The 11317-nt window shown below is 52.2% G+C and carries 11 protein-coding genes; all 11 read right to left on the reverse strand.

What is annotated here, in order from left to right; genetic code table 11:
* Window positions 1-16: 16 nt before the first annotated feature.
* A complete protein-coding gene (locus BBD42_RS31045; RefSeq protein WP_099521302.1) occupies window positions 17-991 on the reverse strand; it encodes an RluA family pseudouridine synthase in 975 nt (324 codons plus the stop codon).
* A gap of 54 nt (window positions 992-1045) precedes the next feature.
* The gene (hemL, locus tag BBD42_RS31050; RefSeq protein WP_099521899.1) at window positions 1046-2347 is read right to left on the reverse strand and encodes a glutamate-1-semialdehyde 2,1-aminomutase; all 1302 of its coding nucleotides are present in this window, start codon (window positions 2345-2347) and stop codon (window positions 1046-1048) included.
* 3 nt (window positions 2348-2350) lie between these two features.
* On the reverse strand, window positions 2351-3349 hold the full coding sequence (gene hemB / locus BBD42_RS31055; RefSeq protein ID WP_099521303.1) for a porphobilinogen synthase: 999 nt from the start codon (window positions 3347-3349) through the stop codon (window positions 2351-2353).
* Between the two features lie 102 nt (window positions 3350-3451).
* Window positions 3452-4999: a uroporphyrinogen-III C-methyltransferase gene (gene cobA, locus BBD42_RS31060; protein WP_172455684.1), complete on the reverse strand. Its 1548-nt coding sequence runs from the start codon at window positions 4997-4999 to the stop codon at window positions 3452-3454.
* A gap of 2 nt (window positions 5000-5001) precedes the next feature.
* Entirely contained in the window at window positions 5002-5976 is a 975-nt protein-coding gene (hemC, locus tag BBD42_RS31065; RefSeq protein ID WP_237163296.1) for a hydroxymethylbilane synthase, read from the reverse strand.
* Window positions 5977-6621: a precorrin-2 dehydrogenase/sirohydrochlorin ferrochelatase family protein gene (locus tag BBD42_RS31070; protein ID WP_099521305.1), complete on the reverse strand. Its 645-nt coding sequence runs from the start codon at window positions 6619-6621 to the stop codon at window positions 5977-5979.
* 16 nt (window positions 6622-6637) lie between these two features.
* The gene (gene ccsA, locus BBD42_RS31075) at window positions 6638-7450 is read right to left on the reverse strand and encodes a cytochrome c biogenesis protein CcsA (protein ID WP_099521306.1); all 813 of its coding nucleotides are present in this window, start codon (window positions 7448-7450) and stop codon (window positions 6638-6640) included.
* A 46-nt stretch (window positions 7451-7496) separates the two neighbouring features.
* Complete coding sequence (hemA, locus tag BBD42_RS31080) at window positions 7497-8879, reverse strand: glutamyl-tRNA reductase (RefSeq protein WP_099521307.1); 1383 nt, start codon at window positions 8877-8879, stop codon at window positions 7497-7499.
* Between the two features lie 188 nt (window positions 8880-9067).
* Complete coding sequence (gene speD, locus BBD42_RS31085) at window positions 9068-9466, reverse strand: adenosylmethionine decarboxylase (protein ID WP_056039878.1); 399 nt, start codon at window positions 9464-9466, stop codon at window positions 9068-9070.
* 197 nt (window positions 9467-9663) lie between these two features.
* Complete coding sequence (locus BBD42_RS31090) at window positions 9664-10356, reverse strand: YjgB family protein (protein ID WP_237163297.1); 693 nt, start codon at window positions 10354-10356, stop codon at window positions 9664-9666.
* Between the two features lie 227 nt (window positions 10357-10583).
* Window positions 10584-11174, reverse strand: a complete 591-nt coding sequence (locus BBD42_RS31095; RefSeq protein WP_056039874.1) for a hypothetical protein — start codon at window positions 11172-11174, stop codon at window positions 10584-10586.
* Window positions 11175-11317 lie beyond the last annotated feature (143 nt).

The raw sequence follows: 11317 nt of genomic DNA on the forward strand, positions 1-11317 counted from the left end.
CTATCTTTTGCAGCAGCTATAATTTAGCTCGCAATTCGGTAAGCCAATCGGGCTCTGGCGCCGCAACTTCCACAGGCGAATCAGTCCACGGGTGGGCAAAAATAAGGCGTTCGCCATGCAGCGCCTGCGTCTTCAGCAGCTGCACAGAGCCGCCATAAAGCGAATCGCCAAGCAGGGGATGGCCCAAGTGGCTCATATGGACGCGTATTTGATGCGTACGTCCCGTCTCCAGCTGCAAACGGACCAGCGTCGCTCCGGCATACATCTCGGCCGTTTCATAATGGGTGACAGCGGCATCGCCGCCCTGGGCCACACGCCGTCTGGAGCGATGATGGCGGTCCTTGCCTATCGGAGCGTCAACGGTGCCCGCAGGCGGACGCAGCCGCCCTTGAACAAACGCCATATAGCGGCGGTCGATCGCCTTGCGGCGCATCGCTTCGTCCAGCTTCCACTGGGCGAAATCATTTTTGGAATAAAGCACGGGACCCGATGTATCATCATCGAGACGGTGGATGTGGCGGACAGGCAGCGGATCTCCTTGCAGCAGCATATGACGAGCCGCCGCTTCATCCAGCGTTCCCGCCTGATTGGCGCCTGTGCCATGCACAGGCATGCCTGCCTCCTTATAAAGCACGAGGCAAAAATCATCCTCGAAAAGAACGGTTGGAACGGGACTGCCTTTCGACAGCCTCGCTTGGCGGTACAAGGGATCGCTAAGGGGGTCCGCAGCGGGAAAAGCGAGCAAGCCCAGACGCTGCCCATCAAAGCGGATGCCGCCGACGGAGAACAGCCGATTGATCCATTTTTCTGGAAAAAGAGAACGGGCCAGCAGCCACTGCCGCACTTGATGCGGATGACTGCCGGCCTCTAATGTTCCGGTGCGTTCTCCAGGTTGCCCGTCGTAATTTGGTGCAGACCATGAGCCTTCTGACAGCTGCTGCCAATCGAGCTCAAGCCACTCCCCCGCCCGCTTATAGTGAAGCATTGGCATGGAATGAAACCTCCTATTTTCGAATGCAATCGCCTAAATGGCTGCTTGCTAGAACTACAACCTGCTCAAAGCAGCCCTGTTTGCAGCAATCGTTGCATCGATATCCTCATCGCTATGGACAGCCGACACGAACATGCCTTCAAACTGCGATGGAGCGACGCTCACGCCAAGCTCCAGCATAGCGGCAAAATACGCCTTGAAACGCTCTAAATCCGCTGTTTTGGCTGTATCGTAATTGATGACATGCGTTTCGGTGAAAAACGGGCAAACCATCGAGCCGACACGGTTGATCGTGGAAGCAATGCCAGCCGCCTGCGCATTCGCTTCAAAGCCGCGCTGCAATCGGACCGCTTGGCGCTCCAGCAGCTCGTACGTTTCTGGTGTCAGCAGCTTGAGCGTCGTATAACCAGCAGCCATCGCCAGCGGGTTGCCTGACAGCGTGCCCGCCTGATAAATCGGACCGCTCGGCGCCATAAGCTCCATCAGATCGCGTCTGCCGCCGTATGCGCCGACAGGCAGTCCGCCCCCAATCACCTTGCCGAAGCAAGTAATATCCGGCTTAATGCCATACAGTCCTTGCGCACTGCTGTAGTGGACGCGAAAGCCCGTCATCACTTCATCAAAAATAAGCAGGCTGCCGTATTGCTCCGTAATGTCGCGCAGTCCTTGCAGAAAGCCCGGAAGCGGCGGGACAACGCCCATGTTTCCGGCAATCGGCTCGACGATGACACAGGCAATTTCCTCGCCGTACTTTTCAAATACGAGCTTGATCGACTCGATATCATTGTAAGGCACCGTAATCGTCTGGGAGGCAATGCTTTCCGGAACGCCGGGACTGTCCGGCAAGCCAAGCGTCGCCACACCGGAACCCGCTTTAATGAGCAGGCTGTCGGCATGTCCGTGATATGAGCCTTCAAACTTGACGATTTTGCTGCGCTTCGTAAACCCGCGAGCGAGACGCAAGGCGCTCATTGTCGCTTCCGTACCGGAGTTGACCATCCGGACCATATCAACCGAAGGCACACGCTCGCACACAAGCTCCGCCATCAGCGTCTCTAGTTCCGTTGGCGCCCCAAAGCTGGTGCCTTTTTCCGCGGTACGCTTGATCGCTTCAACGACCTCTGGATGCGCATGGCCCATAATGAGCGGTCCCCATGAAGCAACGTAATCAATGTAGCTGTTGCCGTCGATATCAAATACGCGGCTGCCTTGCCCGCGCTCCATATAAACCGGGTTCAATCCTACGGATTTGAAAGCGCGAACCGGACTGTTCACGCCGCCCGGAATCACTTGCTTGGCCCGCGCAAATGCCTCGCGTGAGCGAATATCGCTTCTGCCTGAAGATGAATGACTCATCAACTATTCAGCCCCCTTCAACCAGCGTGCAGCATCCTTCGCATGGTACGTAATCAAAATGTCGGCGCCCGCGCGCTTCATTCCGGTCAGCGTCTCCAATACGACAGCGCGCTCGTCAATCCAGCCATTTGCCGCTGCCGCTTTTACCATTGCATATTCGCCGCTCACATTGTACGCCGCCACTGGCAGATCAAAATGCTCCTTCAGCAGGCGAATAACGTCCATATACGCAAGCGCTGGCTTAACCATCAGCATGTCCGCGCCTTCAATGACGTCAGACTCTGCTTCCCGCAGCGCTTCGCGCGCATTGGCCGGGTCCATCTGATACGTCTTGCGGTCGCCGAATTGCGGCGTTGAATGTGCTGCTTCACGGAACGGGCCATAAAAAGCAGAAGCATATTTGACCGAGTAGGACAAAATCGGAATATGTGTAAAGCCCGCTTCATCCAAACCTTCGCGAATTGCGCCAACGAAGCCGTCCATCATGTTGGACGGAGCGATCATATCCGCGCCTGCCTCAGCTTGTGAAACTGCTGTACGAACGAGCTGTACCAGCGAAGCATCGTTATCGACCTCTGCATTGCCTGTACGCTCATGCACATGGATAAGGCCGCAATGACCGTGATCTGTAAATTGGCACAGGCAAGTATCCGCTATAACGAGCAGCTCAGGCGCCCAGCCCTTTACAGCACGAATAGCCTCTTGCACAATACCGTCAGGAGCAAATGCGGAAGTGCCTTCGCTATCCTTCGCAGCAGGAACGCCAAACAGCATGACGGATGGAATGCCCAGAGCGACAACTTCCCTGATCTCCTCTTCCAAGCGGTCTAATGAAAAATGATAAACGCCCGGCATCGATGTGATCTCTTCCTTCACGTTCGTGCCCACCGTTACAAAAATCGGATAAATAAAATCATTAGCAGAAAGCGCCGTTTCCCTCACCATACTGCGAAGAGCGGCGGATTGCCGCAATCTCCGATGTCTTACGACAGGAAATGCCATCTTCCATTCCTCCTCCAACTGTTTTGTGAAGCTTGTGTCGCGCCAATTACGGCTTGTGCCCTTGCCTCAACTTATAAATGCTTATATTAAAATAATAATGCCTTATCCGCGTTCTGCGCTGCGGAACTTAATCATCGCATCGATAAGCGACGGTATTGTCGCCTGCTCGGCCTCTGCGGCTACGCGCAAGCCTGCTTCCTTCATCGTAGCTGACGTCAGCGGCCCTATGCTGATCGCCGGAATGTCCAATATCGCCTGCACAGGATTGCTAATGCCGCTGCGGCGCAGCTTCTCCAGCAGGTTCGTTACGGTAGAGGAGCTGGTGAACGTAATCATATGAATCTGCTTCTCGTCGATCCATTCCAGCACCTGATCATCCTGCGTATCGGCAAGTACCGTCTCGTATACGTCGATTTCCGTCGGCAGCAGCCCCTTGGCCGCCAATTCGCGCGGCAGCACCTCGCGTGCCAAATCACCGCGCGGCAGCAGTACCCGCTCGCCAGCTTGCAGGTGACCTGCAAGCTGCTCCAGCAGCCCTTCTGCCTGAAACTTGGCCGGCAGCAGCTCGGTAGTCAGCCCGCGATTTTCCAGCGCTTCGGCTGTTCTCGGGCCAACGGCCGCGATTCTAGCCTTATGGAAGCGCCGAATATCGATTCCGAAACGCCGCAGCCAACGATAGAAATAGTCCACGCCGTTTACGCTCGTGAACATCAGCCAGCCATATTGCTCCGCTTCCTCCAGCGCAGCCCGCAGCGTAGCGACCGCTGTGGCCTCCTCTGGCTCGCGGATATCAATGACAGGGTATTCGCATGGTTCGCCGCCCAGCTCATCTACCAGGTCAGCCAGCTCGCTTGCTTGCGCTCTCGCTCTCGTCACCAGCACGCGCGTGCCGAACAGCGGCTTGCTTTCGTACCACTGCAATTGCTCGCGCTGCAGCACGACATCGCCAACGACAATGACAGCCGGCGGCTGAAAATTCGCCTCGCGCACAATTTGCTCGATCGTAGCAAGCGTGCCGACAACCGTCTGCTGCTCGACCCTCGTTCCCCAGCGCACCAGCGCAACTGGCGTTGTGTCAGGCTTGCCATGCTTCATAAGCTGATCGGCAATATAGCCAATCTTGGCTACGCCCATCAGAAAAATAAGCGTTCCTGTCGCATTCGTTACCTTGTCCCAATAAATCGAGCGATCCAGCTTATCAGGGCTTTCATGTCCCGTTATGATCGAAAGGGAGGATGCAAAATCACGATGCGTAACCGGAATGCCGGCATAAGCAGGCACAGCGATCGCCGAAGTAATGCCCGGCACGATTTCAAAGCCTATGCCGTTTTCCTTAAGCAGACCCGCTTCCTCGCCTACGCGGCCAAAAATCGTCGGATCGCCGCCCTTAAGCCGCGTCACCACCTTGCCTTGCAAAGCAAGGTCCACAAGCAGCTGGTTAATTTCCTCCTGCTTCATCGTGTGGCGGTCGGGAAGCTTGCCTACGTATACTTTCTCGGCGCCCGGCTTCATATGCGCAAGCAGCCTTGGGCTTGCCAAGCGGTCATAGACGACAACATCGCTTTTCTTCAAATATTCCAAGCCGCGCAGCGTAATCAGCTTGGCGTCACCCGGACCCGCGCCAACCAAATAAACGATACCTTTCCCCATCACTACGATCCCCCGATTTCCGCTAAAATGCGGTCCGCTCCTCTTGCTATGAGCGCTGCGGCCACTTCCTTGCCCAGCACCTCTGGATCGCTGCCTGTCTTGATTTCCTTCAGCAGCACTGCTCCATCCGCCGATCCTACAATACCCGTCAGCGCAAGCTCAGCGCCTTCCAGCGTGCCGTCTGCACCTTTACGCACAACCGCATGGGCGCCAATCGGAATTTGGCAGCCGCCATTGAGCGCGCCGAGAAAGCTCCGCTCGGCCCGGACCGCATAAGCGGTTTCGCTGTCATTAAATAAATCAAGCAGCTCACGAATCTGCCTGTCATTTTCCCGGCATTCAATGCCAAGCGCGCCTTGCCCAACAGCTGGGACAGACACCTCTTCCGGCAAAAAGGCAGATATGCGGTTTCCCCAGCCCATTCTGCTGAGCCCGGCTGCGGCCAAAACGATCGCATCGAAGCCTTCCGTCTCCAGCTTGCGAATCCGGGAATCAATGTTGCCTCTAATGGATTCCACGACTAGGTCAGGGCGCAGGTTTTTGAGCTGGGAGGAGCGGCGCAGGCTGCTCGTTCCTACTTTTGCGCCTTGCGGCAAATCAGCCAGGCTTTCGCCCTGCTTCATAATGAGGCAATCCCGCGGATCAACGCGCTTTGGTATCGCACCATTCATTAATCCCTCAGGAAGCTCGTACGGCATATCCTTCATGCTGTGAACCGCCATATCGATTTCGCCATCCAGCAGCGCTTGCTCGATTTCCTTGACGAATAATCCTTTACCGCCAACCTTCGATAAAGTCACATCCAGAATTTGATCGCCTTTTGTGACGATTTTTCGAATTTCAAACGAATAGTCAAAGCCATGCTGCTCGCTGATTCGTTTCAGCTCGTCAATCACTTGTCCCGTTTGCGTAAGCGCGAGTGCGCTTTGGCGGGTTCCGACGATAATGGTACGCTTGTCCTTCATATTTGCTGCCATTTATGTATTCCTCCTGTCAGTTGCTGCGATGAGCCGCTCAATCCAAACGTCTATATCGCCGTCTTCCTCGCTTTGTCTTGGAGCTTCGCACGCCGCAAGCTTCAGTACTTCGCTGCGCAGCCTGCGGTCGCCAATGGTGAGCTTCACCCGTTCGCGAAGCTCTTTCAGCCTAGCTGTGCTGCCGATATATTCCTGACCATACTGCCGCGCCAGCTCCTCCCGAATACGCGAGGACAATGCCGGGCTAGCCCCGGATGCTGACACGGCAACGACCAGCTCGCCGCGCCGCACAACCGACGGATTAATAAAAGTTCCAGCCGCAGCCTCATCTGCCCGATTAACCCAAATGCCCGCCTGCTCGCCATCCAGCGCGATTTGGCGATTCAGCTCCGCCTGATCAGTAGCGGCAAATACCAGCCGCGCCGCCTTCGCGTCCCCGCTCGCATAAGCTCTTGCCTTTGTCTCGATGTGGCCGCCACGCGCAAGCTCCTCTATCCGCGGAGTGAAATCAAGCGCAATGACCGTCACCTGATCGGCTCCCGCTTCAAGCAGCCCTAGCACCTTGCGCTCGGCAATCGGGCCGCCGCCGACCACGATGCAGCGGCACCCCTGAAGCTTTAGCATGACCGGATAGTAGCCGTTCATAAACCTCACCTAACTTCTAATGAAAATTAGATACATAGCTTGCCAGCAAATTGAGAACTAGAAAGCTGAACGCCACAATATGCAGCTTCGCAAGCTGTGTGCTCGTTCGATTAAGCAGCGACCGGTTTACAACAAAAATAATATATACAATTAGAGCGAGGAAAGAAGTAATGACTTTCCAATCCAGCAGCAGCATCGAACGCCCCTCAATGAGCAGCAGCGTCACGGCAAGCGACAACGACAACGCCAGCAGCGGTACGCCGATAATGACAGCGCGATCAGAATATCGCTCAATTTTATCAAGGCTTGGGAGCCTTCTTACATATTTGGACCAGCGTTTCTCCTTCAGCTCCCGATGCAGGAAAATGTACATCCCGGCGAAAATAACGCCTATCGTCAGCGACACATAGGAAACAAGCACGAGGCTAATATGCACAATCAGCAGCTCTCTTGCTGTTGTGGAAATCGCAAACATCGCCTCATTGCCCGGCTTGCTGTAAAGATTAAGCGCCAGCACGGAAAATCCAACGACGTTTACGAGAAATACAATAAACTCTATTTTGAAAAAACGGCTGATTACAAGCGATATAGAGACCAAGAGCCAGCAAAAACCTAGCCAATATTCAAAGGTTGATATCGTCGCCACTTCAAAATGCGACACAATTCGCGAAATGAGAAACAACGTCTGTAATATCCATACAAAAATAAGTAGCCCTGTACCCATCCGTTTCGCTCTCCGGCTTGCGTCCATAAAATCGGAGAAATAAAACAGAAGGCTCAGGGCGTATACGTAAAGTATCGCGTCATACAACCAGTTTAGCGTTGCCATAAATGCCTCCACATCGCCGCCCTATGCGTCTGTCAAGAGCGTGCTTCTACCGAAGGGCAGAAGCCAATGCTGCCGTAGCTGCAGGTGATTGCACAATTTTCATTTTTGCTGCAGCCGCCTCGGCAGCTTCCGCTTTAAGCTCAGCTTGCTGCGACTTGTCCAATTGCTCTTCCAGTGCAAAAAGCTTTACAAACATGTCCATCGCTTCGTCAGCACGTCTTTCTCCGGCCATTTCCTTGATCCGCAAAATAGGGTCCTGCATCATTTGATTGACAATGCTCTTCGTCAGCTTTCTGATTACTTTAAGCTCATGCTCGTCCAGATCCGGGAGCTTGTTCGTCAAGCTGTTGAACGTCTCCTCATGAATCTCTGCCGCTTTCGTCTGCAGCGCCCGAATAAGCGGCACGACTCCCAGCGTTTTGTACCATTGCTCAAACAGATCCATTTCCTGAGCGATCATCGTTTCGATTTTGGCGGCTTCCTTGCGGCGCTGTTCCAAGTTACTTTCCACAATGCCCTCCAAGTCGTCGATGTCATACAAAAAGACGTTGTCCACCGCGGCAATCGTTGGATCAAGATCCCTTGGGACCGCGATATCAATCATGAACAGCGGCTTTGATCTCCGGCGCTGCATGGCGCTTGCGACGACCTGACGCGTAAGCACGAAGTTGTCAGCTCCCGTCGAGCTAATGACAATATCAGCTTCATGCAGCCTAATCGCCGCTTCGTCCATCGAGCAAGCTATTCCGTTAAACTTGTCCGCTAATTGAACGGCACGTTCATACGTCCGGTTCACGACGATAACCCGGTCAGCCCCATTCGCATACAGATGCTTCGCTGTCAGCTCGCCCGTCTCGCCAGCCCCAATCAGCATGACCGTCTTTTTGGAAAATTGGCCGAATATACGCTTGCCCAGCTCAACGGCAGCATAGCTGACCGATACGGCAGATTCGCCAATCGTCGTCTCCGAATGCGCCCGCTTTGCCATCGTAATCGCCTGCTTAAACAGCGTATTGAACAGCGTTCCCGTCGTTCTTTGCTGCTGGGCTAGCGCGAAAGCATCCTTCACTTGTCCGAGAATTTGCGTCTCGCCGATAATCATGGAATCCAAACCGCTTGCAACGCGGAATAAATGCTCAATCGCCTTCTCATCCTCGTACATATATAAATGATTCGTAAATTCTTTCCTTGGCAGGTTGAACCATTGCTCCATAAAGCTGCGGATATAATGCCCGCACAAATGATGCCTGTCCACCACCGCATACAATTCTGTCCGATTGCAGGTCGCTACAATGACACATTCCATAATGCTGTCTGTATTCATAAGCTGTTTGACAGCTTCTGGCAGCTCTTTTTCCGAAAACGCAAAACGTTCTCTCACTTCTACTGGAGCTGTACGGTAGTTAAGACCTACTGTAATAATGTGCATATGTGTCACCTGCCTCCCTTATCAAATTGCCGCGTCTCATTCTTTCTACGCCATTATAGCACAGTTCGACATTCATACTTCCTTCATTTATGAATAAAGTTTGAACCACAAATCCATTATTCCCTAATCATACAAAGAAATAACCATGGAAGCTTCCATGGTTATTTCTGTATCATACATGTGAGAGCTTAAACGAGCTCGATTTGTTTCATTTTCGGTTCTTCAACTTGCAATTCGCCCATACCGCGTATCAGCTTCTTTGCATGAGTTGTTGTTGGCTTCAGCACAGCAATCATATAATCGATAGCCACCTGTGGATCCACGGTTTCACCGCAAGTATAACAATCAAGCGCGGCGAATCCTCTCTCAGGATACGTGTGAATAGAGAGGTGACTCTCTGACAGCAACACGAGTACGGTTGCTCCTTGAGGCTCAAATTGTTTGGATTGCACCGACATTACAGTAGCGCCACAGCTTTCAGCAGCCTCCACCATTTGGGCTTGCAAAAATTCAGCGTTGTTCAGTAGATCGAAATCTACTCCCCAAGTATCAACAGCAACGTGTCTTCCGAAAGTTGAGTATTCCATCTTCCGGTTCCCCCTTCCTAGGAATAAAATGTTTAAAAATTTCATCCGCTAGGACCTACGTCATTCACTTCCCGAGGGAATAATCTCTCGCAACATAACCATGTCCTGAGTGAATCCTGGTTCCTATTATTGTGTTAAACGATGTTTTCAACGAGATTAAAAATAACATCTATCCGTCAGAATTGCAACCTTTTTTTTCAGCCGGCCATATTATTTTTTGCATCCTGCGGACTGAATACGGAAATATGGTCGACCTTTCCGGTTGCTTTCGGGATAATGAATTTGAGCTGGTATTGATCGTTCACCTTGTACACATAAATCTGATCGTCGCCATTCGTCGCTGTTTCATCGGCTTTGCCCAGTGACTTCTCAATATCAATGTAAGACAATTGCTGCAAATTGGCCGCGTAGGAACGCATATCGAACACCTTCATGCCTTTGTTGAAGCCAATCGTAACGCCCCGTTTTGTATAGGCTGCGTAAATCCCTTTTCCCGCTGCCTCCGTGCTGTCAGCCTTGCCCCAATCCTGCTCAATCTCGTCGAACAGCGCAATATGCGCTGCGTATTTCACCTCGGGAATTTTACCTTCCTTCGCCAAATCAACAAGCTGGCCTATGCTGGGTGTTTCGCTCGCTTGCCCTGCATGTGCCGTCTGACCTGCTTGTCCAGCATCAGTTGAGCTTGCCGGCGCTGTTTCCTGACCGTTAGCGGATGTTTCCTGGCTATCTGGTGTTTGTCCAGCTTGCTGCTGGCCATCAGGCGTGCTGCTTTGAACAGCAGAGGTAGCTGCAGGCGCAGTATTCCCCGCTCCGCTGCAAGCAGCCAGCAGCAGCATAAAAGCGGCTGCCGCCATACAGGCAAACGATTTGAATGCTGTTGTTTTTATCATGCTGTATACCTCCAGATTCACGTGAAGCTCCTGCTTCTTTTACTTGTAAAAGATTGTCCTTCGTTATTATGGACTGCTTCTAACCGTTAAATGTTGCAGTATGCAGTCAAAACTAAAATTTACCACTTCATTGTTCTGCCTCAAGCAGCACTTCTTGAAAATAAAAAAAAGAAACCGCAGCAGCGATTCCTATAAGCTTATGTTTACTGTCTGTATGCCATGCATCATTACGCCTCAAGCACAAACAGCTTCTGCGTATGCGAGGCCAAACGCTCATCAATTGCGGCGATTTCAGTTTGATTTTTCGTCTGATTCCGAAGATCAAGCAGCTCGTTAATAGCATTATTCACCATCGAAATCTCGCGTTCAATCAAACGGCTGCGGAATACCCGCTCCAGTTGCCCGATCGTATCCTTGTATTCGAACACAACACGTGCGCCGCTCTTCGTTGTTTCAACGATTTTACGAACGGCTCCCTGTATATAGTGGTAGGTCATTGTATAATGGCTGTAAATGCGATTAACAACGGCGTCCCCATGGAAAGCTGAAACAGCTTTGCGCATAGCATTGGTTAGCTTCTGGTGTACAAGGCGGCAGGTGAGCACACAAACGTAACGGTCTTGTTGACGCTCAAAGATCAGTCTGATCTCTTCCCTCCCTGCTACGTCTTCGAGAACCAGCTCCTGATTGCCGTTATCGAGCACCATCACTTGTAGGTGAAGCTGCTGATCATCAAAAAAACGGACAAATTGGGTCATCTCTTCATTCGTTAACTGCAGTTTGGCATTTACATACTCTGTGGCTAGCCGCTGAGCCATAAAAATCTCCTCAATTCTTTAAACTTGCAATTGGATGCTACAATCAATTCTATTCTTCTATACCCGCTTTACGTAAATTTGAAACGAATCCATCTAATGACCATTCGCCCTTTCACGCTTGCTTACCTATATTATACGTGATT

Source organism: Paenibacillus sp. BIHB 4019 (genome assembly GCF_002741035.1).
Lineage (GTDB): Bacteria > Bacillota > Bacilli > Paenibacillales > Paenibacillaceae > Pristimantibacillus.

Bases quoted from the DNA above. Each gene is read 5' to 3' on its own strand.
- BBD42_RS31045 (WP_099521302.1), bottom strand. From the start codon at position 991: ATGCCAATGCTTCACTATAAGCGGGCGGGGGAGTGGCTTGAGCTCGAT.
- hemL (WP_099521899.1), bottom strand. From the start codon at position 2,347: ATGAGTCATTCATCTTCAGGCAGAAGCGATATTCGCTCACGCGAGGCA.
- hemB (WP_099521303.1), bottom strand. From the start codon at position 3,349: ATGGCATTTCCTGTCGTAAGACATCGGAGATTGCGGCAATCCGCCGCT.
- cobA (WP_172455684.1), bottom strand. From the start codon at position 4,999: ATGGGGAAAGGTATCGTTTATTTGGTTGGCGCGGGTCCGGGTGACGCC.
- hemC (WP_237163296.1), bottom strand. From the start codon at position 5,976: ATGGCAGCAAATATGAAGGACAAGCGTACCATTATCGTCGGAACCCGC.
- BBD42_RS31070 (WP_099521305.1), bottom strand. From the start codon at position 6,621: ATGAACGGCTACTATCCGGTCATGCTAAAGCTTCAGGGGTGCCGCTGC.
- ccsA (WP_099521306.1), bottom strand. From the start codon at position 7,450: ATGGCAACGCTAAACTGGTTGTATGACGCGATACTTTACGTATACGCC.
- hemA (WP_099521307.1), bottom strand. From the start codon at position 8,879: ATGCACATTATTACAGTAGGTCTTAACTACCGTACAGCTCCAGTAGAA.
- speD (WP_056039878.1), bottom strand. From the start codon at position 9,466: ATGGAATACTCAACTTTCGGAAGACACGTTGCTGTTGATACTTGGGGA.
- BBD42_RS31090 (WP_237163297.1), bottom strand. From the start codon at position 10,356: ATGATAAAAACAACAGCATTCAAATCGTTTGCCTGTATGGCGGCAGCC.
- BBD42_RS31095 (WP_056039874.1), bottom strand. From the start codon at position 11,174: ATGGCTCAGCGGCTAGCCACAGAGTATGTAAATGCCAAACTGCAGTTA.